Annotated in this window: 21 protein-coding genes; 12 read left to right on the top strand and 9 right to left on the bottom strand. The window is 62.4% G+C overall.

Features of this window, described 5'->3' with window-relative positions:
- Window positions 1-22: 22 nt before the first annotated feature.
- The 7 genes from FJ492_RS21430 to FJ492_RS21400 all read left to right on the top strand — a co-directional run bounded on the left by FJ492_RS21430 (window position 23) and on the right by FJ492_RS21400 (window position 7,451).
- Window positions 23-796: an enoyl-CoA hydratase gene (locus tag FJ492_RS21430; RefSeq protein ID WP_140716122.1), complete on the top strand. Its 774-nt coding sequence runs from the start codon at window positions 23-25 to the stop codon at window positions 794-796.
- Between the two features lie 180 nt (window positions 797-976).
- On the top strand, window positions 977-1,243 hold the full coding sequence (gene rpsT, locus FJ492_RS21425; protein ID WP_027026587.1) for a 30S ribosomal protein S20: 267 nt from the start codon (window positions 977-979) through the stop codon (window positions 1,241-1,243).
- 856 nt (window positions 1,244-2,099) lie between these two features.
- On the top strand, window positions 2,100-3,644 hold the full coding sequence (gene dnaA, locus FJ492_RS21420; RefSeq protein ID WP_027142015.1) for a chromosomal replication initiator protein DnaA: 1,545 nt from the start codon (window positions 2,100-2,102) through the stop codon (window positions 3,642-3,644).
- A 200-nt stretch (window positions 3,645-3,844) separates the two neighbouring features.
- Window positions 3,845-4,963: a DNA polymerase III subunit beta gene (gene dnaN / locus FJ492_RS21415; protein ID WP_027142016.1), complete on the top strand. Its 1,119-nt coding sequence runs from the start codon at window positions 3,845-3,847 to the stop codon at window positions 4,961-4,963.
- A gap of 73 nt (window positions 4,964-5,036) precedes the next feature.
- Window positions 5,037-6,176, top strand: coding sequence for a DNA replication/repair protein RecF (gene recF / locus FJ492_RS21410; RefSeq protein ID WP_140772140.1), 1,140 nt, complete (start codon window positions 5,037-5,039; stop codon window positions 6,174-6,176).
- Between the two features lie 31 nt (window positions 6,177-6,207).
- A complete protein-coding gene (locus tag FJ492_RS21405; protein ID WP_140772138.1) occupies window positions 6,208-6,960 on the top strand; it encodes a molybdopterin-synthase adenylyltransferase MoeB in 753 nt (250 codons plus the stop codon).
- A gap of 2 nt (window positions 6,961-6,962) precedes the next feature.
- Window positions 6,963-7,451: a GNAT family N-acetyltransferase gene (locus tag FJ492_RS21400; RefSeq protein WP_181166716.1), complete on the top strand. Its 489-nt coding sequence runs from the start codon at window positions 6,963-6,965 to the stop codon at window positions 7,449-7,451.
- 26 nt (window positions 7,452-7,477) lie between these two features.
- Here the strand turns inward: FJ492_RS21400 and FJ492_RS21395 are convergent, their stop codons facing one another.
- On the bottom strand, window positions 7,478-8,479 hold the full coding sequence (locus FJ492_RS21395) for a D-glycerate dehydrogenase (RefSeq protein WP_027142020.1): 1,002 nt from the start codon (window positions 8,477-8,479) through the stop codon (window positions 7,478-7,480).
- 148 nt (window positions 8,480-8,627) lie between these two features.
- Between FJ492_RS21395 and FJ492_RS21390 the strand changes: the two genes are divergently transcribed.
- Window positions 8,628-9,188, top strand: a complete 561-nt coding sequence (locus FJ492_RS21390; protein ID WP_140772134.1) for an SH3 domain-containing protein — start codon at window positions 8,628-8,630, stop codon at window positions 9,186-9,188.
- Here FJ492_RS21390 and FJ492_RS21385 read toward each other — a convergent pair.
- Together FJ492_RS21385 and irrA are read right to left on the bottom strand one after the other, a co-directional pair.
- Complete coding sequence (locus FJ492_RS21385; RefSeq protein WP_027142022.1) at window positions 9,178-9,558, bottom strand: DUF4260 family protein; 381 nt, start codon at window positions 9,556-9,558, stop codon at window positions 9,178-9,180. The genes FJ492_RS21390 and FJ492_RS21385 overlap by 11 nt on opposite strands.
- Window positions 9,559-9,695: 137 nt before the next feature.
- Window positions 9,696-10,127, bottom strand: coding sequence for an iron response transcriptional regulator IrrA (gene irrA, locus FJ492_RS21380; RefSeq protein WP_027142023.1), 432 nt, complete (start codon window positions 10,125-10,127; stop codon window positions 9,696-9,698).
- Between the two features lie 242 nt (window positions 10,128-10,369).
- Here irrA and fabA point away from each other — a divergent pair, with 242 nt between their 5' ends.
- The 4 genes from fabA to FJ492_RS21360 all read left to right on the top strand — a co-directional run bounded on the left by fabA (window position 10,370) and on the right by FJ492_RS21360 (window position 14,674).
- Window positions 10,370-10,888, top strand: a complete 519-nt coding sequence (fabA, locus tag FJ492_RS21375) for a 3-hydroxyacyl-[acyl-carrier-protein] dehydratase FabA (protein ID WP_140772132.1) — start codon at window positions 10,370-10,372, stop codon at window positions 10,886-10,888.
- Between the two features lie 49 nt (window positions 10,889-10,937).
- Window positions 10,938-12,158: a beta-ketoacyl-ACP synthase I gene (gene fabB, locus FJ492_RS21370; RefSeq protein WP_027142025.1), complete on the top strand. Its 1,221-nt coding sequence runs from the start codon at window positions 10,938-10,940 to the stop codon at window positions 12,156-12,158.
- Window positions 12,159-12,191: 33 nt separating this feature from the next.
- Complete coding sequence (gene fabI, locus FJ492_RS21365; protein ID WP_027142026.1) at window positions 12,192-13,004, top strand: enoyl-ACP reductase FabI; 813 nt, start codon at window positions 12,192-12,194, stop codon at window positions 13,002-13,004.
- Window positions 13,005-13,129: 125 nt separating this feature from the next.
- Entirely contained in the window at window positions 13,130-14,674 is a 1,545-nt protein-coding gene (locus tag FJ492_RS21360) for a bifunctional diguanylate cyclase/phosphodiesterase (protein ID WP_140746525.1), read from the top strand.
- A gap of 17 nt (window positions 14,675-14,691) precedes the next feature.
- Here the strand turns inward: FJ492_RS21360 and FJ492_RS21355 are convergent, their stop codons facing one another.
- The 6 genes from FJ492_RS21355 to rbfA form a co-directional block, all read right to left on the bottom strand.
- Window positions 14,692-15,702 (bottom strand): class I SAM-dependent methyltransferase, encoded by a 1,011-nt coding sequence (locus FJ492_RS21355; RefSeq protein WP_140772130.1) that lies wholly within the window; start codon window positions 15,700-15,702, stop codon window positions 14,692-14,694.
- A 67-nt stretch (window positions 15,703-15,769) separates the two neighbouring features.
- The gene (pnp, locus tag FJ492_RS21350; RefSeq protein WP_140772127.1) at window positions 15,770-17,917 is read right to left on the bottom strand and encodes a polyribonucleotide nucleotidyltransferase; all 2,148 of its coding nucleotides are present in this window, start codon (window positions 17,915-17,917) and stop codon (window positions 15,770-15,772) included.
- 279 nt (window positions 17,918-18,196) lie between these two features.
- Window positions 18,197-18,466, bottom strand: coding sequence for a 30S ribosomal protein S15 (gene rpsO, locus FJ492_RS21345; protein WP_027142030.1), 270 nt, complete (start codon window positions 18,464-18,466; stop codon window positions 18,197-18,199).
- A gap of 181 nt (window positions 18,467-18,647) precedes the next feature.
- Window positions 18,648-19,742, bottom strand: coding sequence for a magnesium/cobalt transporter CorA (gene corA, locus FJ492_RS21340; protein ID WP_140772125.1), 1,095 nt, complete (start codon window positions 19,740-19,742; stop codon window positions 18,648-18,650).
- Between the two features lie 44 nt (window positions 19,743-19,786).
- Window positions 19,787-20,767, bottom strand: coding sequence for a tRNA pseudouridine(55) synthase TruB (truB, locus tag FJ492_RS21335; protein ID WP_140507651.1), 981 nt, complete (start codon window positions 20,765-20,767; stop codon window positions 19,787-19,789).
- Window positions 20,767-21,177 (bottom strand): 30S ribosome-binding factor RbfA, encoded by a 411-nt coding sequence (rbfA, locus tag FJ492_RS21330; RefSeq protein WP_027142034.1) that lies wholly within the window; start codon window positions 21,175-21,177, stop codon window positions 20,767-20,769. The genes truB and rbfA overlap by 1 nt, the downstream gene beginning before the upstream one ends.
- Between the last annotated feature and the right edge of the window lie 74 nt (window positions 21,178-21,251).

The following is a 21,251-nucleotide window of genomic DNA, read 5'->3' as shown; positions in this document are numbered from 1 at the left end:
GTCGAGCAAAGGAGGAACAGCCATGGCCTATGAGACGATCATCACCGAGAGGCGCGGTAAGGTCGGACTGATCACGCTGAACCGGCCAAAGGCGCTCAACGCATTGAATTCCCAGATTCTCGCCGAACTCGTCGCAGCCGTGAATGTTTTCTGCGCCGATCCTGGCATCGGCGCCATGGTTGTTACCGGCTCCGACAAGGCCTTTGCCGCGGGTGCCGACATCAAGGAGATGCAGGCAATCTCCTATGCGGATGCCTACAGCCAGGACTTCTTCGTCGGCTGGGAAGAGTTCACGCGGGCGCGAAAGCCGATCATAGCGGCGGTGGCCGGCTATGCGCTCGGTGGCGGGTGCGAACTGGCGATGATGTGCGATTTCATCATTGCCGCCGACACGGCCAAATTCGGCCAGCCGGAGATCACGCTCGGTGTCATTCCCGGCATGGGCGGGTCGCAACGCCTGACCCGGTTCGTCGGTAAATCGAAAGCGATGGACATGTGCCTGACCGGACGGATGATGGATGCCGCCGAGGCCGAACGTTCGGGCCTTGTGTCGCGGGTCGTTCCGGCCGGCGAGCTGGTCGAGGAGGCCGTCAAGGCGGCGGCCAAAATCGCCGATTTCTCACTGCCGTCGGTGATGATGGCCAAGGAAGCCGTCAACCGGGCTTATGAGACGACGCTTGCCGAAGGATTGCGCTTCGAACGCCGCCTGTTCCATTCGCTTTTCGCGCTCGAAGACCAGAAGGAAGGCATGGCGGCGTTCGCCGAAAAGCGGAAGCCGAATTTCACCAACCGGTAGGGCGTCGGGGGTCAGCGACCGAAACCCGTGGCATCGGCCAAAAAGAACGCCAGGCGGCGTTGACGCGCCGGAAAAGCTGAACTATAAGCCGCACCAACCGAGGCGGCCCCGTGGCTGCCCGTTTGTTTTTTGCGCCCTGCGGCACGCCGCGTGCGCCGACCAGACCAGAAGAGAGGCATCATGGCCAACACATCCTCGGCCAAAAAGGCAACGCGCAAGATCGCCCGCCGCGCGGCGATCAACAAGAACCGCCGCTCGCGCGTCCGCACCTACGTCCGGCAGGTCGAGGAGGCACTTGCCTCGGGCGACAAGGCCGCAGCACAGGCCGCCTTCAAGGCTGCCGAGCCGGAATTGATGCGCGCCGCGACCAAAGGCGTGATCCACAAGAACACGGCGTCCCGCAAGGTGTCGCGCCTCGCCCAGCGCCTCAAGGTGCTGTCGGCCTGACATCGCCTTCTCAGGACGATCTTCTTCGAACCCGGCCGATCACGCCGGGTTTTTTCGTTTGCCGGCAAGTACTTAAAAAGAATAGCCGGAAACAACTGCAAATGCAGCGTCCACAGTTTGAAATGGTTTGCCGGCACATTCATGCCCGCTGATGATCGGAACGCTTGAAAAGCGTCGACTTTAAAAACCATGTCCATCAGAAATAACCGATACTTTTCAAGTGTTTAGCGACGGTCATCCACAGCTTGTCCACAACGCGCCGAAGGGACGGGAGGACAACTGGCTGTCAAGTGAATTATTTCAGAAAATTTCGCGCCGGTCCGGCTTTTTCATATTCGTCGGAAAAGGGTTTGAATCACAATGGCTTTGTTAAACTACAGCACTGCGGCATGGCGCTCCAACCCGCCCGAGGTAACCAGATTCCTTAAAAATCCGTTAGACGTGGCCTTGCCCTATCCACAGCGATTTCGGTAATGTCCGATCTATCGAAGGAGACGGGCCTCTGGCCCTTAACCCAGCCTGACGCGGCCAGCTTAAATTGGCGGGATTTGCGACGCGGATCAAATCCGCGGACGGGTATGGTTTGCTCTTTTTCGATACGGTAGGGGACTGGCGTAACTAGACATGGCAGGTAGGACGGCGCGCCGGCGCTCTTTCGCCGGACGGTGTTGTATTGCCCTGACATACCCAACGCGGGCTGGCTTCCATGAGCCGGCGCCGGTTCCCTTGGATGGTGGGCGACGTTCATTGCCGGCGGCGGCAACGGGCATCGTAGCGAAGACACGGTCGCTGGAAAAAGGGTGCAGGAGGCGCATCCCCAGCGAAAAACGGGTACAGAAAGGCAAGGAACTCGATCATGCAGAGCGGCATCGAAAGGGAGCTTACGGGCGACCTCCCATTTCCTGGAACTTTGATCGGAGCAAACGAGATGGCGGTCTCCAGCGACGCGGAACAGAAGTTCGACCGGGTCAAGGCCCAGTTGAAGGCGCGCCTGGGAACCGAAGTCTATTCCAGCTGGTTCGGCCGCATGAAGGTCGCGGAAGCTTCCAAGGGCATTGTCCGCATCTCCGTGCCCACCGCGTTCCTGCGCTCGTGGATCAACGGCCACTATCACGATCTCATTTCCGAGCTGTGGAAGCACGAGGATCCCGAGCTTCTCAAGATCGAGATCATCGTGCGCACCGCGACCCGTCAGGGGCGCAGCCAGCCCGAACCGGAATTGGCGCCGGCGCGCAAGATGACGCGGCAGACGCAGACGGCGCTGGCCGCCGGCACGGTCAGCCCAGGCAGGGTGGAGCGGTCTCCCGTGCCGCGTCCGGGTGTGCCGGTCGAGAGCGAGTTCCGCCACAATGTGCTGGGATCACCGCTTGATCCGCGTTACACGTTCGGCTCCTTCATCGAAGGGCCCTCGAACCGCGTCGCCTTCGCCGCCGCCAAGGCCGTGGCGGAATCTCAGTCGAGCGCGGTGCGCTTCAATCCGCTTTTCCTGCATGCCACCGTCGGGCTCGGCAAGACGCACCTCTTGCAAGCCATCGCCGCGGAATCGCTGAAGCAGAACCCGAAGTCGCGCGTCGTCTATCTCACCGCGGAGTATTTCATGTGGCGCTTCGCCACGGCGATCCGCGACAACAACGCATTGACGCTCAAGGAGCAGCTGCGCGACATCGACCTCCTGATCATCGACGACATGCAGTTCCTGCAGGGCAAGTCGATCCAGCATGAATTCTGCCATCTGATCAACATGCTGCTCGACAGCGCCAAGCAGGTCGTCGTCGCGGCCGACCGGCCACCGTCGGAGCTGGAATCGCTCGAGCCGCGGGTCCGTTCGCGCCTCAATGGCGGCGTCGCGCTCGAAATGTCGGCACCCGATTTCGCCATGCGGCTCGGCATGCTCAAACTGCGCCTGGCCACAGCCAGGATCGACGATGCATCGCTCGACATTTCCGAAGAGATCCTCAACCACGTTGCCCGCACCGTGACCGGTAGCGGACGTGAACTGGAAGGCGCCTTCAACCAGCTCTTGTTTCGCCAGTCGTTCGAGCCGCAGATCACCATCGACCGCATCGACGAGATCCTCGGCCATATCTATCGCACGGGCGAGCCGAAGCGGGTCCGCATCGAGGACATCCAGCGCATTGTCGCGCGCCACTACAACGTCTCGAAGACGGAATTGCTGTCCAACCGGCGCACGCGCACCATCGTCAAGCCGCGGCAGGTCGCCATGTACCTGTCGAAGGTGATGACGCCGCGCTCGCTGCCGGAGATCGGGCGGCGTTTCGGCGGCCGCGACCACACGACGGTGCTGCACGCCGTGCGCAAGATCGAGGACCTGTCCGGCAATGACAACACGCTGGCGCAGGAACTGGAATTGCTGAGAAGGCTGATCAACGACCAGGCCTGACCGGCCCAGAACGGCCGGCTTGCAGGGTTGGCCAGCTTTATCCCCAGAAAGCCCGCGTAACCGGCCCGAACCGGTGGCGCGGGCTTGCGCTCACTGGTTTTTTCCTGTCAGTTTGCGTAGATTCTGAAGCCTGTTCAGACCTTTTGCGGGGCGCCGGCAGCCGGAGACCCGTTCATTCATTCAAGCGAGCCTGTTTCGTCATGCGTGTTATCCTGGAACGGTCAAATCTCCTGAAGTCGCTCAACCACGTCCACCGCGTGGTCGAACGGCGCAACACCATACCGATCCTGTCCAACGTGCTGCTCAGCGCCGAAGGCGCCAGTCTCGAAATGAAGGCCACCGACCTCGACCTGGAGGTGACGGAAGCGACGCCCGCCAAGGTCGAGCGCGGCGGCGCGACGACCGTCCCCGCGCACTTGCTCTATGACATCGTGCGCAAGCTTTCAGACGGCGCCGAGGTGATGCTGAAGACGGATGAGGACGGCAACGCCATGACGGTTACGTCGGGCCGCTCCAGCTTCCGCCTGCAGTGCCTGCCGCAATCCGACTTTCCCGAGCTTTCGGCGGGATCCTTCTCGCATATTTTCCGTCTCGATGCGGTGGCGTTGAAGGGCCTGATCGAGAAGACGCAGTTCGCCATCTCCACCGAGGAGACGCGCTACTATCTCAATGGTATCTACCTGCACACGCATGAAGTCGGTGGCAAGCTGAAGCTGCGCTCGGTGGCAACCGACGGCCATCGCCTGGCGCGCGCCGAGATCGACGCCCCGGCGGGTTCGGAGGGCATGCCGGGCATCATCATTCCGCGCAAGACGGTGAGTGAGTTGCAGAAGCTGGTCGATGATCCGGATGTCGCCGTGACCACCGAACTGTCCGACACCAAGATCCGCTTCACCATCGGCAGCGTCGTCCTGACCTCAAAGCTGATCGACGGCACCTTCCCGGACTATCAGCGCGTCATTCCGACCGGCAACGACAAGAAGCTGATCCTCGACCGCCAGAGCTTCGCTGCCGCGGTCGACCGCGTCTCGACCATCTCTTCCGAACGCGGCCGTGCGGTGAAGCTCTCGATCAGCGAAGGCCAGGTGACGCTTGCCGTCAACAATCCGGATTCAGGCAGCGCCACGGAAGAACTGGCTGCAGACTATTCATCCGACCCGATCGAGATCGGCTTCAACGCGAAATATCTGCTCGATGTCGCCGCGCAGCTGACCGGCACGGAAGCCAAATTCATGCTGGCCGATGCCGGTTCGCCAACACTGATCCACGACATGGCCGACGAGACCGCGCTTTACGTGCTGATGCCGATGCGAGTATAGCCGGACCGGCATCGCCTGACGATACGACCGGCGGTGGATATTGGTTGCGGTGACTTCCACAGGCGGATAGCGGTTGCCGGTACAAACCCACATAAGTAAGCTTACGCTTACCAATTTTCGCAACTATGCAAGCCTGGCGATAGATGTTGCTCCTGGCGCCGTGATCTTTTCCGGCGACAATGGTGCCGGCAAGACCAATCTCCTCGAAGCGATCTCTTTTTTGACCCCGGGGCGCGGCTTGCGCCGCGCGCCTTACGCGGATGTGGCACGTGAGGGTGGCGATGGCGGCTTTGCCCTGCATGCCCGGCTCCACGGACCTGACGGCGAGGTCGAGATCGGCACCGGCATTTCCGGAGGCGACACGGCGGAGAGCGGCAGGCGGGTGCGCATAAACGGAGCCGCCGCCCGGGCCGACGACATGCTGGAGTGGCTGCGGGTCGTGTGGCTGACGCCGGCGATGGATTCGTTGTTCACCGGACCGGCCGCGGATCGCCGGCGCTTTCTCGACCGGCTGGTGCTGGCGATCGATCCCGGACACGGCCAGCGTGCGCTCGACTACGAGAAGGCCATGCGGGGCCGTAACCGTTTGCTGACGGAAGGCTCACGCGATGCCGGCTGGTTCGAGGCGATAGAGACGCAGATGGCGGAGACCGGCGTGGCGATCGCCGCGGCGCGCGCCGAAATGGTGCGGCTGCTGGCCGCCATGATCGGCAGGCTGCCCGACACGGGGCCATTTCCGCAGGCCGATATCGGCCTTTCGGGTGACCTGGAGGCCGGGATTGCCAATGCACCAGCGGTCGATGTCGAGGAGCGGTTCCGACGGGCGCTTGCCGATGGCCGTGACCGTGACCGTGCCGCCGGACGCACCCTCGAGGGCCCGCACCGCTCGGACCTCGTGGTCCGGCACCGGCCCAAGGCCATGCCGGCCGAACTTTGCTCGACCGGCGAACAGAAGGCACTGCTGGTCGGTATCGTGCTGTCGCATGCCCGGCTGACCGGCGAAATGTCCGGCCTGACGCCGATCCTTTTGCTCGACGAGATCGCGGCGCACCTCGATGGCGGTCGCCGCGCGGCACTGTTCTCGATCCTGGAGGAACTGAACTGCCAGGCTTTCATGACAGGAACCGATGCGGCGCTGTTTTCCAGCCTGCATGGCCGCGCGCAGTTCCTGACGGTCGACCATGGCACGATTGGGCCAACCGAAGACCCCTGACAAGGTTTTTCGGCCGCTATATGGTCCTGATATGACCACTGCGCTCACCGCCGACGAGATCGAACGTTATGCCCGCCACATCGTGCTGCCGGAGGTCGGCGGCGCGGGCCAGCAGAAGCTCAAGCAGGCGCGGGTCCTGGTGATCGGCGCCGGCGGGCTCGGTGCGCCGGTGCTTGAATATCTCGCCGCGGCCGGCGTCGGCACGCTCGGCGTGATCGACGACGACACAGTTTCGCTCTCCAACCTGCAACGTCAGGTCATCCATGGCACCGATACGATCGGCATGCTGAAAACCCAGAGCGCCGAGGCGGCAATCGCCCGTATCAATCCCAACATATCAACCGAAACGCACACATTCCGGCTGACCGCGGAGAACGCACCTGCCCTCGTGGCCAAGTACGATATCGTCGTCGATGGGTCCGACAATTTCGAGACACGTTATGTGGTGGCCGATGCCTGCGCGGCCGAAGGGAAGCCGCTTGTGCATGCGGCCGTCGGACGTTTCGACGGCTCGGTGACCGTGCTGAAGCCTTTCGAAAACGGCAGCGACGGCAAGCCAAACCCGAGCTATCGGGATCTGTTTCCCGAAGCCCCGCCGCCGGGCCTGGTGCCGTCCTGTGCGGAGGCCGGGGTGCTCGGCGCACTGACGGGGGTCATCGGCACGCTGCAGGCGATGGAGGCAATCAAGCTGGTGACCGGCATAGGCGAGCCGCTCATCGGCCGGCTGCTGCTCTATGATGCGCTGGCCGCGCGTTTCGAGACGATCCGCTACAAGAGACGCTGATCTTGGAACAATCCCGTATTTCGATCACGCAGATCCCGGCCGATTTCGGCCGCTGGGGTGATGTGCTTGCCCTCATCATGCGTGCCTTCGCCTTCATGGACGGCATCATCGACCCGCCGTCGTCGGCTCACCTGCTCACAGTCGATGCGCTACGCGCCAAAGCCCTGCGGGAGACGGGCTTTCTGGCACTCGACGGCAACGATAGAATCATGGGCTGCGTTTTTGCTCTTGAAAGGGCTGACGGTTTTTATGTCGGCAAGCTCGCCGTCGCCCCGGACCGCCAAGGGCAAGGCATTGGCCGGCGGCTGATGCAAGCGGCCGAGGATCTGGCCCGCAGCCGCGGCAAGTCCGCCATCGATCTCGAGACGAGGATCGAGCTCACCGCAAATCATGCCGCCTTTGCCCGGCTCGGCTTTCGCGAGACCGAACGGACGGCGCATGAGGGTTATGACAGGCCGACGTCCATCACCATGCGCAAAACGATCTCATAAACGGCGAGCCTACGCCTGGAGGGTTTTCAGGTTCTGAGCGGCAGCACGCGGTCTGGCGGGCGATGGCCATCGACGAAGGCGCGGATATTGATGATGACCTTCTCGCCCATGTCGATACGGCCCTCGAGCGTGGCCGAGCCCATATGCGGCAGAAGCACGACCTTGTTCCTGGCGGCGAGCTTCAAGAGCTTGCCGTTCAGGGCCGGCTCGTGCTCGTAAACGTCGAGGCCGGCGCCGGCGATCTTGCCGTCCTGGATCAGCTTGACCAGCGCTTCTTCGTCGATGATGTCGCCGCGGGCGGTGTTGACGATGTAGGCGGTGGGCTGCAGCAACGCCAGCCGCCGTGCTGACAGAAGATGGAAGGTCGCCGGCGTCGACGGACAATTGACCGAGATGATGTCCATGCGGGCGAGCATCTGGTCGAGACTCTCCCAATAGGTCGCCTCCAGTCCATCTTCGACCGCCGGCAGCACGCGATGTCGGTTGTGATAGTGGATGGACAAGCCGAAAGCCTTGGCCCGCTTGGCAACGGCGGTGCCGATGCGGCCCATGCCGACAATGCCGAGCCGTTTCCCCCAAATGCGCCGGCCAAGCATCCAGGTCGGCGACCAGCCGGCCCATTTCTTGTCGCCGGTAAGCACGCTGGCGCCTTCCGCCAGCCGGCGCGGTACGGCCAGCATCAGCGCCATCGTCATGTCGGCGGTATCTTCGGTGAGCACATTGGGCGTGTTGGTGACGGTGATGCCCCTCTTGGCCGCCGCCGCCACGTCGATCTTGTCGACGCCATTGCCGAAATTGGCGATCAGCTTGAGGTTGTCGCCGGCCTGGGCGATCAGCGCGGCATCGATCTGGTCGGTCACGGTCGGTACCAGCACGTCGGCTTCCTTGACCGCAGCGACCAGTTCCGGCTGCGTCATCGGCCTGTCCTCGACATTCAGCCTTGCGTCGAACAGTTCGCGCATGCGGGTCTCGACCGGGTCGGGCAGCTTTCGCGTGATGACCACGAGAGGCTTCTTTTTGCCTGGCATTGTTTCCCTCGTTGAGACCTCTTTAACCAAGACCGGCGAAACTGAAAGCTGGTCGCGGTAGCCGATTTACCCATGTAACAAGCGGTGCCGCCGAAGACAAAGAAAAAGGGGTGCCGCAGCCGTCGGGCCGGCGCCGAAAGGAACGAAAGTGTCTGGTTTCGCGTCGCTTCGCCTGGCCCTCAGCGCAGCATTTCTCGGCGCTCTCCTCTATTCTCCGCTTGCCGGCGCGCAGAGCGCGGCCGCCCCAGCCCAGAGCGCCATCACGCTCGGACCGAGCGGGCTGCCGCTGCCGCGATTCGTCAGCCTGAAATCTGGCCGCGTCAACTCGCGCGTCGGCCCCGGCGCCAACTATTCCGTCGACTGGATGTATATGAAGGCTGGCCTGCCGATGGAGATCATCCAGGAGTTCGATACGTGGCGGCGGGTGCGCGACGCCGACGGCTCGGAAGGATGGATCAACCAGTCGCTGCTTTCAGGCCGGCGCACAGCGATCGTCGCGCCCTGGCAGCGCGGCAAGGGCGGCCAGATCAATCTTCTGAAAGGTCCCGACAAGGATGCCAGGGTGGTGGCGATCGTCGAACCCGGCGTGATGGGCATGATCAAGTCCTGCGACGGCCAGTGGTGCGAAATGACGCTCGACGGCCACACCGGCTGGCTTGCCCAGTCGGTCGTCTGGGGCGCTTATCCGGGCGAGCGAGTCAAGGACTGAACGTCTCGCGTTTGCGCCCGATGGGGCCAAGATGGGTGTCCTGAAATCCTGTCGACAGCTTCAAGCCGTAACCCAGTGCACGGTCGATCGCGATATGGGCGATCCAGATCAGTGCGATGGCGCTGCCGACCGCACTGCCGGCGAGATGCCCAGCAAGCAGCAGAAGCACCGGTACGATCAGGGTGTGCAAGGCGTTGTAGGCGATGGCGCCGATGCGCGGGCCACCGAGATAACCCAGCATCGAGAGGTCCGGCGCCAGGATGAGCAACGCTAAGAGCCACCAGGAGACGCCTGTAGCGCCATAGAAGACGACCGCAACCGCCGCCACGACAGCCCATTCGAGCCGGACTATCCAATCGAGGGGCTTCATCCCAGACCGATTATTCGGGCCAGACCGATTATTTGGGCCAGACCGATTATTCGGGCCAGACCGATTATTCGGGCCAGACCGATTATTCGGGCCTGACGGATTGTTCCGGCCCTGGCCCATTATTCCGGCCTCGCCGGTCATTCCGGACGCTTGGGACGCAGCCTCACCACGATATCGACATTGGCGATTTCCATGCCCTCGGGCGGATCCGGCAGGTTGGTGACCGTGACCGGGCCGTTGGCGATGTCGAAAATCCTGTTTTCGCCTTCGATGTAGAAATGGTGGTGGTCGGAGGTATTGGTGTCGAAATAAGTTTTGGAACCTTCGACGGCAAGAATGCGCAGCAGCCCCGCCTGGGTAAACTGGTGAAGCGCGTTGTAGACGGTGGCCAGCGACACCGGCACGCCGGCGGCCTGCGCCTCCTCGTGCAGTTCCTCAGCCGACAAATGGCGGTCGCCCTTGGCGAAAAGCAGGTCGGCCAGCGCAATGCGCTGACGCGTCGGCCTCAGGCCGGCTTCACGTACCCGCTTGTCCACAGCGACATTTTCCTTCCGGCAGCCCCGGTCCATCTGGTCTTCCAAGCTCACAGTCCCGCTTCAAGACACGCCCAGAATGGCAAAAAAATGAATGTCTGCCGAAACCGGACCCCTGTTGACATATATTCTGTCGCCCGAATGCGATCAATAGCGCGCATTGACCCGGGCGGACTGGCGGGTTAAGCGCAAACGCCGGTTTCCGGCCTGAAACAGATTGTGTTAGGACACCAACGACAAGGGCACGCTACCGCCCGGACGATATGGGGACGAAATTGATGGCGGGTTCGAAATCCAGCTACGACTACGAAGAATTGCTGGCCTGCGCCCGCGGCGAGCTGTTCGGAGAGGGCAATGCCCAGCTGCCCTACCCGCCGATGCTGATGTTCGATCGTATCACCGAGGTCAGCGAGACCGGCGGCGCCTTCGATAAGGGTTTCATCCGCGCGGAATTCGATATCAAGCCCGACCTGTGGTTCTTTGCCTGTCATTTCATAGGCAATCCGATCATGCCTGGGTGTCTCGGCCTGGACGCCCTGTGGCAATTGACGGGTTTTTACCTCGGCTGGCTTGGCGAACCCGGCAGGGGAATGGCGCTGTCGACCGGAGAGGTCAAGTTCAAGGGCATGGTCACGCCATCGGTCAAGAAGGTCGAGTATGGCGTGGATTTCAAGCGTGTGATGCGCGGCCGGCTGGTGCTCGGCATCGCTGATGGCTGGATGAAGGCGGATGGCGAGCCCATATATGGGGCGACGGACCTGAAGGTCGGCCTGTCAAAGCAGTCGGCGGTCGCTTGACCGCAGCCCTGGCTCGCCCATTGGCCAGCATCCCTGGAAGGAGTTGCGAATGAGACGTGTCGTAGTCACAGGCCTCGGCATCGTGTCGTCGATCGGCAACAATGCCAACGAGGTGCAGACCTCGCTGCATGATGCCAGATCCGGCATCAGCTTTTCCGATTCCTTTGCCGAGCATGGCTTCCGCTGCCAGGTCTGGGGCGCGCCGACGCTCGACCCTTCCGCCATGATCGACCGCCGCGCGATGCGCTTCCTGAGCCAGGGCGCGGCCTGGAATCACGTCGCCATGGACCAGGCGATCGCGGATGCCGGTCTCGGCGAGAGCGACATCACCAATGAGCGCACCGGCATCGTCATGGGTTCGGGCGGCCCCTCCACCCGCACCATTGTCGAGGCGGCCGAAACCACGCTCAAGAACGGCAGCCCCAAGCGCATCGGTCCCTTCGCGGTGCCGAAGGCGATGTCGTCGACCGCGTCGGCGACGCTGGCCACGTGGTTCAAAATCCATGGCGTCAACTATTCGATCTCCTCGGCCTGCTCGACCTCGGCGCATTGCATCGGCAATGGTTACGAGCTGATCCAGTGGGGCAAGCAGGACATGGTCTTTGCCGGCGGCCACGAGGATCTCGACTGGACGATGTCGGACCTGTTCGACGCCATGGGCGCCATGTCATCGAAATTCAACGACAGGGCCTCGACCGCATCGCGCGCCTATGACGCCAATCGCGACGGCTTCGTCATTGCCGGCGGTGCCGGCGTGCTGGTGCTGGAAGAGTTGGAACATGCCAAGGCGCGCGGCGCCAAGATCTACGCAGAGATCGTCGGCTATGGCGCGACCTCGGACGGTTTCGACATGGTCGCGCCCTCGGGCGAAGGCGCGGTCCGCTGCATGCGCCAGGCGCTGGCGACGGTTTCCACGCCGGTCGACTACATCAACACCCACGGCACCTCGACGCCGGTCGGGGATTCCAAGGAAATGGGCGCGATCCGTGAAGTGTTCGGCGAGAAGATGCCGTTCATCACGTCGACGAAGTCGCTGACCGGCCATTCGCTGGGCGCGGCAGGCGTGCAGGAATCCATTTATTCGATCCTGATGATGCAAGGCGGCTTCATCGGCGAAAGCGCCCATATCGAGACGCTCGATCCGGAATTCGAGGGCATGCCGATCGTGCGCAAGCGCATCGACAACGCAGGGATCGACACCGTTCTGTCGAATTCCTTCGGTTTCGGCGGCACCAACGCAACGCTCGTTTTCCAGCGCTATTCCGCATAAGGCCAAGTTTTTTTATATAAGGATTTGCCGGCCATGGACGGATTGATGAAGGGCAAGCGTGGGCTTGTCATGGGTGTGGCCAACGATCATTCGATTGCTTGGGGCATCGCCCGGAAATTGTCCGAACATGGGGCGGAACTCGCCTTCACCTATCAGGGCGAGGCTTTCGGCCGCCGGGTCAAGCCGCTCGCCGACAAGCTCGGCGCTTCGCTGGTCGTTCCCTGCGACGTCGAGGACAGCGCTTCGGTCGCCGCCACGTTCGAGACGCTCGGCAAGGCGTGGGGCGGACTGGACTTCGTCGTCCATGCCATCGGCTTTTCAGACAAGAACGAATTGAAAGGCCTCTATGCCGACACCAGCCGGGACAATTTCGTCCGCACCATGGTGATCTCCTGCTATTCCTTCACCGAAGTGGCGCGCAACGCCGCGCCGCTGATGACTGCCGGCGGCTCGATGATCACGCTGACTTATGCCGGCTCGGTCCGCGTCATGCCGAACTACAATGTCATGGGGGTCGCCAAGGCTGGGCTCGAGGCCAGCGTGCGCTACCTCGCCAACGACTACGGCCCACGCGGCATCCGGGTCAACGGCATCTCGGCCGGTCCGGTGCGCACACTGGCCGGCGCCGGCATTTCTGACGCGCGCCACATGTTCTCCTACCAGCAGCGCAACTCGCCGTTGCGCCGGACGGTGACGATCGACGAGGTCGGCGGCTCCTCGCTCTATCTCCTGTCCGACCTTGCGTCCGGTGTCACCGGCGAGATCCACTATGTCGATTCCGGCTATCATATCGTCTCGATGCCGACACTCGATGAGTTGAAGCAGACGGATGGCGGGCGTGACTGAAGCGTCCCCAAGTGGGGTCCTTTGCCAGTAAAGAAAATAATCCTCTCCAGTAAAATTGGATTCATTCGCGGAAACTCATTTTAAGAGGATTTCCGCTATAGAGCTCCCCATCTGGGGACCTTCTCATGCCTGGCATCAGCAACCCGAAGCGAACACCCGTGTTCCGACTGCTCACGATAGCAAGTTCGGGCATTGGCAGTTTCGTCCTCGGCATCTGGGGCCTGAAGCACGGCCTCGGCGACGGGTTTGCCGGCATATCGGCTGATATGATGGTCTCGGTGATGGCCGCGCTTTGCGCGCTGGCGGCATCGGTGGCGGCAATGTCCTTCTTCGCCGGCATCGATGAATCGGCCGATTTTGTCTTCAACGAAACCCATTTCGACAAGCTGACCGGACTGCTGGCGCGCTCGGCCATGGTCGGCAAGATCGCCGAGGCGGCATGCGCGACAAGCCGCACCGGGGAACCGGTGTTCCTGATCGACATCGACATTGACCGGTTCAAGCAGATCAACGACGCTATCGGCTACACCCAGGGCGATGAACTGATCCGCGCCTTCACCAGGCGGCTGCACGACTGCGTGCCCGCGCGCGCCCTAATCGGCCGCATCGGGGCCGGCGAGTTCGCGGTGCTGCTCCCGGACCATCTGATCCGGGGAACCCTGGAAAGCATGGTCGAGAGGCTCATCGACGAGATGATGGAGCCGTATGAACTCGGCAGTCATCAGCAATCGGTGAGCCTGTCGGTCGGCATCGTGGCGATGCCCAAGGACGGTATCGATCCGGTCCTTATCCTGCGGCGCTCCAACCTGGCGCTGCAGAATGCGCGTGCCAGAGGGGTTGGCAACTGGTCGGTCTTCGACAGCGAGATGGGACGCGTGGCCGACCATCGCCAATGGGTCGAATCCGAGCTGCATAGCGCCTTTGAACGCGGCGATTTCGACCTGCACTATCAGCCGCAGCTCGACCTCCCGACCGGCCGCATCGTCGGCTACGAGGCATTGATCCGCTGGAAGCATCCCGAACGCGGCATGATCCCGCCGATGGAGTTCATCCAGATCGCCGAGGAGACCGGCATGATCAACCCGATCGGCGAATGGGTTCTGCGCAAGGCCTGCAGCGATGCCCGCCATCTGCCTGACGACTGTTTCGTCGCCGTCAACATCTCGCCGGTCCAGTTCATGACCAAGGACTTCGTCGGCATTGTGCGCGACACGATGCGGGCCACCGGCATCAAGCCGTCACGGCTGGAACTGGAAGTCACCGAGACGGCGATGATGCAGGACCGCGACCGCGCGGCCATCATCTTGAAAGAACTTGCCGAGATGGGAATCTCGGTCGCCGTCGATGATTTCGGCACCGGCTATTCCAATCTCAGCTATCTGATCGACTTCTCATTCGGCAAGCTGAAGATCGATCGTTCCTTCGTCAGCCGCATCGATACGGATGCCAGCTCCGGCGCGGTCGTGTCGACCATTGTCGGGCTGTCGCGGGCGCTCGGCGTCAGCATCATCGCCGAAGGCGTCGAGACCGAAAGCCAGGCGACGCTGCTGCGGGCCGCCGGCTGCGAGGTGGTGCAAGGCTACCTGTTCGGCCGGCCAGCACCGCTCAAGATCAGCGTTGGCGACGGGCATGTCGCCGACGACATGAGGCGCGTCGCCAACCTGCATTGATAACCCCCCGCTCCGCATTACCTGCGCGCGGCAAACACCTTGAACATGCCGTCGCGGGCAAGCTCCGCATGACTGGCAAAGGCGGCCGACAGCACCGGCTCGTAAGGAAGCTGCCGGTTGGCGACCATGAACAGGCGTCCACCGGGCTTCAGGGCCTTGGCTGCCGCGCGGATCATGCCGGCACCAATCTCCGGCTCCGCCGCACGGCTGCGATGGAAGGGCGGGTTCATCGCGATGACGTCGTAACGGCGCTCGACAGGCTCGGCGAGCAGATCCATCCAGAAGAAGCCCTGCGCCACGGTGTTGCCGAGATTGCCCCTGGCCGCCTCCAGCGCATCGAAATCGGCCTCGTAAAGATCGAGGGCCGACAAGCCCGGCGAGCGGGCAGCCATCTCCGCCGCCACGTAGCCCCAGCCGGCGCAGAAATCAGCCGCACTGCCACGCAGATCGCCGGGCAAGTTCTCGACCAGCAGTTTCGAACCGGCATCGACGCGATCGAAGGAGAACATGCCGGGTGCGGTGTGGAACCGCTCGCCAACCAGCAAGGCGGGATTGGCAGCGCGTAGCGCGGCGGCGGCTTGCGTGTCGGCCGGGCGGCGCAGCCAGAAGGCAATGCCGTGATATTTCGGCATGTGGCCATCAAGCGGCGCGAGATCGCCGACGCGCTTGCGCAGGCTGGCGATGCCATCCTCCTTGCCGCCGGCAATGACAATCAATCCACCCTCGTCCACGCGCTCGAAAGCCTCGGCGATGCGCAGTTCGTTCTGACCGCGATGGCGGCCGGCGAGCACGAGCGCGGCATCAAAACGGTCGCCGGTCGATTGCGGCGTGACCGTGAAGCCCGCCGCCTGCAACGCACGGAAATACGGCCGGAAGCCCTGTACGAGATGCATCGTAGCCTCGAAAGCCGGCGGCAAGCGCAGGCCAGGTTCGGCGCCAATGAAGAGGATGTGCTCGCCCTTGCGCGGTGGGGAAAGAGCCTCGGTATTGAACGGATGAAAAAGCGTCTTCAGCGCTTCAGCGGACATAGCCGTGCTCCATAAACAAAAACGGGCGCGACCTAAGCCGCGCCCGCCTCATTTGCCGTCAGATCGCTCAGGCGGCGTCTTCTTCGCCTTCTGTCTTCTTCTCGCGCGCGATTTCCTTGCCGGTGGCCTGGTCGACGACTTTCATCGACAGGCGGACCTTGCCGCGCTCGTCGAAGCCCATCAGCTTGACCCAGACCTTGTCGCCTTCCTTGACGACGTCCGAGGTCTTGGCGACCCGGTCGTTGGCAAGCTGCGAGATGTGGACGAGGCCGTCACGCGGACCGAAGAAGTTGACGAAGGCGCCGAAGTCGGCGGTCTTGACGACCGTGCCTTCGTAGATTTCGCCGACTTCCGGTTCGGCAACGATGGTGTGAATCCACTTCTTCGCCGCCTCGATCTCCTTGGCATTCGAGGAAGCGATCTTGACCGTGCCGTCGTCCTCGATGTTGATCTTGGCGCCGGTCTTCTCGACGATCTCGCGGATGACCTTGCCGCCCGAACCGATGACGTCGCGGATCTTGTCGGTCGGGATGTGCATGACCTCGATGCGCGGCGCGAACTCGCCGAGTTCGGGGCGGGCGCCGGTCAGAGCATGGGCCATCTCGCCGAGGATATGCAGGCGGCCGTCCTTGGCCTGGCCGAGGGCGATCTTCATGATCTCTTCGGTGATGCCATCGATCTTGATGTCCATCTGCAGCGAGGTGATGCCGCCTTCGGTGCCGGCAACCTTGAAGTCCATGTCGCCGAGATGATCCTCATCGCCAAGGATGTCGGAGAGCACGGCGAAGCGCTCGCCTTCCTTGATCAGGCCCATGGCGATGCCGGCAACCGGCTTGGCCAGCGGCACGCCGGCATCCATCAGCGCCAGCGAGGTACCGCAGACGGTAGCCATCGACGACGAACCATTAGACTCGGTGATCTCCGAGACGACGCGCAGCGTGTAGGGGAACTGGTCAGCGCTCGGCAGCATCGGACGGATGGCGCGCCAGGCGAGCTTGCCGTGACCGATTTCGCGGCGGCCGGGCGACCCCATGCGGCCGGTCTCACCGACTGAGTAGGGAGGGAAGTTGTAGTGAAGGAGGAACTTCTCCTTGTACATGCCGGTCAAGGAATCGACATACTGCTCGTCCTCGCCGGTGCCGAGCGTGGCAACGACCAGCGCCTGGGTCTCGCCGCGGGTGAACAGCGCCGAGCCGTGGGTGCGCGGCAGGACGCCGACTTCGGAGACGATCTTGCGCACGGTCTTGAGGTCGCGGCCATCGATGCGCGAGCCGGTGTCGAGAATGTTCCAGCGCACGACCTTGGCCTGGAGCTCCTTAAACACCGAGCCAATCTGTTCGGAGGTGTACTTGGCGTCTTCGCCTTCGGCGGGGGCAAACGCTGCCTTGACCTTCGTCTTGACGGCGTCGACGGCGGCATAACGCTTCTGCTTGTCGACGTTCTTGTAGGCATCGCTGAGCTCGTCGCCGACGATCTTCAGCATCGCGGCCTCAAGCGCGGAATAATCCGGCGCGGTGAAGTCGCGCGGCTCCTTGGCGGCAACTTCGGCCAGCTTGATGATAGCGTCGATGACCGGCTGGAAACCCTTGTGGCCGAACATGACGGCGCCCAGCATCAGCTCTTCGCCAAGTTCCCTGGCTTCCGACTCGACCATCAGCACGGCGTCGGCGGTGCCGGCGACAACGAGGTCGAGCTTGGATTCCTGCATCTCGTCGACATGCGGGTTCAGCACATATTCGCCGTTGATGTAACCGACGCGGGCGCCGCCGACCGGGCCCATGAACGGAACGCCGGAGAGCGTCAGAGCGGCCGAGGTGGCAACAATCGACAGGATGTCCGGATCGTTTTCGAGGTCATGCTGGACGACGGTGACGACGATCTGGGTGTCGTTCTTGTAGCCGGCGGCGAAGAGCGGGCGGATCGGGCGGTCGATGAGTCGGGAAACCAGCGTTTCCTTTTCGCTCGGACGGCCTTCGCGCTTGAAATAGCCGCCCGGGATCTTGCCGGCGGCATAGGTCTTTTCCTGGTAGTTGACGGTCAGCGGAAAGAAGTCGAGGCCGGGCTTCGGCTCCTTCATCGAAACGACGGTGGCGAGAACCTTGGTCTCGCCGTAGGTGGCGAGCACCGCGCCGTCAGCCTGGCGCGCGATCTTGCCGGTTTCCAGGATGAGCGGACGGCCGCCCCATTCGATTTCTACTTTGTGGTGATTGAACATGTCTTGTCCTTAATAAGCGGAAAGGGGCGCGCCGTTTCACGGTGCGCGGATGCCCTTTCCCTGGCTTCCTTTCTCGGGCAGCCACGGGCAAGACAACGGGAAGCTCGGATGATTTAAGCGCGACGAGCGCGCACGAGCGTCCTGCAATCCTGCCCCATGACCGTCCATGGGCGGTTTCGAGTGGCCCTCTGCACGCTCGAAACCGGGTCTGGCCAGCCGATACGACTGGCAGAATGCGTGACCGGCGGACTTCCCTGGGAAAGTCCGCCGGTCAATTCGTCAACGGCGCAGACCGAGCTTCTCGATCAGTGTCTGATAGCGCGTGTCGTCCTTACGCTTGAGATAATCAAGCAGGCTGCGGCGCTGGGACACGAGAGCGAGCAGACCACGGCGGGAATGGTTATCCTTCTTGTGGTCCTTGAAATGGTCGGTCAGGTTCTTGATGCGCTCGGAAAGGATGGCTACCTGGACTTCCGGAGAACCGGTATCGCCCTTGGCGGTTGCGAATTCACCCATCAATTCCTGTTTGCGCTCGGCAGTAATCGACATCGTGTTTTTCCTTATTTGTTTGAGGAAACGGGTCGCCCACAGCCGGGATGTCGTCCAGCAGGGGCCGTGCATGCAAGGCGTCAAGGCGCTATGCTGCGGCGCATATAGTGCAATTTCCCGAAAAACACCAGCCCAATTCACAAGCCGGCTTTTGACGCTCAGATGGCAGGTTTAATCCCAGTCAAAGCCATTTCTTCCATTTGAAGAATGCAATCAGCCCGACAGCGACGGCAGCCATGAACAGCAGCGACAACGGATATCCGTAGTACGCCTTCAGCTCCGGCATGTTCCATGGCGAGCTCGCGGGGTCGAAATTCATGCCCCAGATGCCAACCAGGAAGGTGAGTGGCATGAAGATGACCGAGACGATGGTGAGATAGGAGATGACGTCGTTGGTGCGGGCCTGGCTCAGCGACAGGTGCATTTCGATCAGGCCGGTCAGCATGTCGCGCTGGGTCTCGACCAGTTCAATCAGCCTGAGCGAATGGTCGAGCGTGTCGTTGAGGAAGACCTTGGTCTCGGCTCCGACATAGGCCACGTCGTTACGGATCAGGGTGGCCAGCGCATCGCGCATGGGCCACAGCACGCCTTTCAGGACGTTGGCATCGCGCCGCAATTCGTGCAACTGCCGCATTTGGTGCTTGTGCGTCGAATGCAACATCTGGTCCTCGATGCTGTCGACAAGGTCGCCGGCAGCCTCGATCGGCGGAAAATAGCTGTCGACGATGGCGTCGATCAGCGCGTAGGCGAGATAGTCGGCGCCGCGTGTGCGCAACCGGTTGGGCGCCGAACTCTCGATGCGCTTGCGCACCGGATTAAACGGATCGCCCTCGCGTTCCTGGAAGGTGACGACGAAGTTCTCGCCGAGGAAGAGAGCGATCTGTTCGTAGCGATGCGACGTGACATCGTCGATCATGCGCATGACGACGAAGGCGTGATCCTCGAAGAAGTCGACTTTCGGCCGCTGGCCGGTATTGACGACATCCTCCAGCGCCAGCGGATGCAGGCTGAAGATGCGGCCGATCTCCTCGATCAACTGGATGTTGGCGAGGCCGGTGCAGTCAAGCCAGATGACCGGCCATTTCCGGCAATTGGACCCGACATCGTCGATGCTGGCATTGTCGATCGTCTTGAACTTCTGCGGCGAGATCAGGGTCAGCCGCAATTCGGAGCGCCGCGCCGCTGGATCGGCGATCAATGTGCCCGGCGAGGCGCCGACAGGCGGCCGTCTCGTCTTCACCGGCGCGCGCTTCTTGACCGTGTCAGCCTTTGCCATGGAGCCCCCTGCCGCGATGTCGCACCGACATTAGATGTGTGGCATCACCCGGCAAAGACCCGCTTGGGCTTGAACATGCCTTGCTCGATGGCGCCGATGGCGACCAGCTTGCCACGTGACGTCGCGCAGGCCTCTTCCGCCTCCACTGGTGCGTCACGGCCACGGATGATGACCGGATTGCCGAGGCGGATCTTTGTCGCCGCGTCATCGCTGATGGCGATCTGCGGCAGACAGTCGAGCGCCGCTGACGTGTCGACGAGAAGCCCGTCAATGGCGCCGAAGTCGATCGGCACTTCCACCGCGCCAGCAGAATCTGCTTCTGGGTCCGATTTGTCCTCGCCTTGCGCGCCGAAGCGGGCGGCCTCGAGTTCGGCGATGGTGACGAAGTCCTCCGGCGTGAACGGCTCAACCTCGACCCGGCGCAGCTCGCTGATATGGCCGAAGCAGCCGAGGTCGCGGCCCATGTCGCGGGCCAGCGAACGCACATACGTGCCCTTGCCGCATTCGACTTCGAAAATCGTCTGGTCCGGCTTATGCTCGACAATATCGAGCCGGCCGATCTCGATCTCGCGCGCGGGTATGTCGACCGTCCCGCCTTCGCGGGCGAGGTCGTAGGCGCGCTCGCCCGCAATCTTGATGGCCGAGAATTGCGGCGGCGTCTGCATGATGACGCCGGTGTATTTCGGCAGCAGCGCCCGCACCTCGGCTTCCGCCGGACGCAGCTCGGAGCTCTTCGTCACCGGCCCTTCAAGATCGTCGGTGGAGCGCTCATCGCCCCAGGCAACGGTGAAACGATAGACCTTGGCGCCGTCCTGCACGTAGGGCACGGTCTTGGTGGCTTCGCCTAGCGCGATCGGCAGCATGCCGGAGGCAAGAGGGTCGAGCGTGCCGGCATGGCCGGCCTTTTCGGCCTGGAACAGCCATTTGATCTTGGACACGGCCTCGGTCGAGCCCATACCGACCGGCTTGTCCAGGACCACCCAGCCGGAGACCGGCCGGCCCTTTTTCTTGCCGCGACGCGCCATTATTCTTCTTCCTTATTGTCGTCGCTATCCAGATCGCGCGCCACTTCGGGCGATTTCAGCAGATCGTTGATCCTGGCGAAATTGTCGAAGGACGTATCCAGCCGGAAGCGGAATTCCGGCATGTACTTCATCTGCCTGAGCGCGCCGGAGACGCGGCCGCGCACGAACTTGGCATGCTTGTTCAGCGCCTCGATCACCGCGTCGGCGTCCTTGGCGCCGAGCGGAGAAACAAAGGCGGTGGCGATCTTGAGATCGGGCGACATGCGCACTTCGGAGACCGAAACAACCGAGTTTTCAATCAACGGGTCGATGATCTCGCCACGCTGCAGAGTTTCGGAGAGCGCATGGCGCACCTGCTCGCCGACGCGCAGCATGCGCTGGGATGGACTTGATGTCGTGGAACGGGGCATTTTTCTCAATCCTGAAAGCGTGAGGCGCGGGATGGGACCGTGCCTCATGTCTCAAACGGTCATTCTCAATAGCA

It is taken from the genome of Mesorhizobium sp. B2-5-4 (assembly GCF_006441095.1).
GTDB classification, from domain to species: domain Bacteria; phylum Pseudomonadota; class Alphaproteobacteria; order Rhizobiales; family Rhizobiaceae; genus Mesorhizobium; species Mesorhizobium salmacidum.
The sequence above is the reverse complement of the archived record's forward strand: the minus strand, read 5'-3'. Positions and strand labels throughout refer to the sequence as shown.

What these genes read in the sequence shown, in the direction of transcription:
- FJ492_RS21430 (WP_140716122.1), top strand. Translation starts at nt 23, where the DNA reads ATGGCCTATGAGACGATCATCACCGAGAGGCGCGGTAAGGTCGGACTG.
- rpsT (WP_027026587.1), top strand. Translation starts at nt 977, where the DNA reads ATGGCCAACACATCCTCGGCCAAAAAGGCAACGCGCAAGATCGCCCGC.
- dnaA (WP_027142015.1), top strand. Translation starts at nt 2,100, where the DNA reads ATGCAGAGCGGCATCGAAAGGGAGCTTACGGGCGACCTCCCATTTCCT.
- dnaN (WP_027142016.1), top strand. Translation starts at nt 3,845, where the DNA reads ATGCGTGTTATCCTGGAACGGTCAAATCTCCTGAAGTCGCTCAACCAC.
- FJ492_RS21405 (WP_140772138.1), top strand. Translation starts at nt 6,208, where the DNA reads ATGACCACTGCGCTCACCGCCGACGAGATCGAACGTTATGCCCGCCAC.
- FJ492_RS21395 (WP_027142020.1), bottom strand. Translation starts at nt 8,479, where the DNA reads ATGCCAGGCAAAAAGAAGCCTCTCGTGGTCATCACGCGAAAGCTGCCC.
- FJ492_RS21385 (WP_027142022.1), bottom strand. Translation starts at nt 9,558, where the DNA reads ATGAAGCCCCTCGATTGGATAGTCCGGCTCGAATGGGCTGTCGTGGCG.
- irrA (WP_027142023.1), bottom strand. Translation starts at nt 10,127, where the DNA reads ATGGACCGGGGCTGCCGGAAGGAAAATGTCGCTGTGGACAAGCGGGTA.
- fabA (WP_140772132.1), top strand. Translation starts at nt 10,370, where the DNA reads ATGGCGGGTTCGAAATCCAGCTACGACTACGAAGAATTGCTGGCCTGC.
- fabB (WP_027142025.1), top strand. Translation starts at nt 10,938, where the DNA reads ATGAGACGTGTCGTAGTCACAGGCCTCGGCATCGTGTCGTCGATCGGC.
- fabI (WP_027142026.1), top strand. Translation starts at nt 12,192, where the DNA reads ATGGACGGATTGATGAAGGGCAAGCGTGGGCTTGTCATGGGTGTGGCC.
- FJ492_RS21360 (WP_140746525.1), top strand. Translation starts at nt 13,130, where the DNA reads ATGCCTGGCATCAGCAACCCGAAGCGAACACCCGTGTTCCGACTGCTC.
- FJ492_RS21355 (WP_140772130.1), bottom strand. Translation starts at nt 15,702, where the DNA reads ATGTCCGCTGAAGCGCTGAAGACGCTTTTTCATCCGTTCAATACCGAG.
- pnp (WP_140772127.1), bottom strand. Translation starts at nt 17,917, where the DNA reads ATGTTCAATCACCACAAAGTAGAAATCGAATGGGGCGGCCGTCCGCTC.
- rpsO (WP_027142030.1), bottom strand. Translation starts at nt 18,466, where the DNA reads ATGTCGATTACTGCCGAGCGCAAACAGGAATTGATGGGTGAATTCGCA.
- corA (WP_140772125.1), bottom strand. Translation starts at nt 19,742, where the DNA reads ATGGCAAAGGCTGACACGGTCAAGAAGCGCGCGCCGGTGAAGACGAGA.
- truB (WP_140507651.1), bottom strand. Translation starts at nt 20,767, where the DNA reads ATGGCGCGTCGCGGCAAGAAAAAGGGCCGGCCGGTCTCCGGCTGGGTG.
- rbfA (WP_027142034.1), bottom strand. Translation starts at nt 21,177, where the DNA reads ATGCCCCGTTCCACGACATCAAGTCCATCCCAGCGCATGCTGCGCGTC.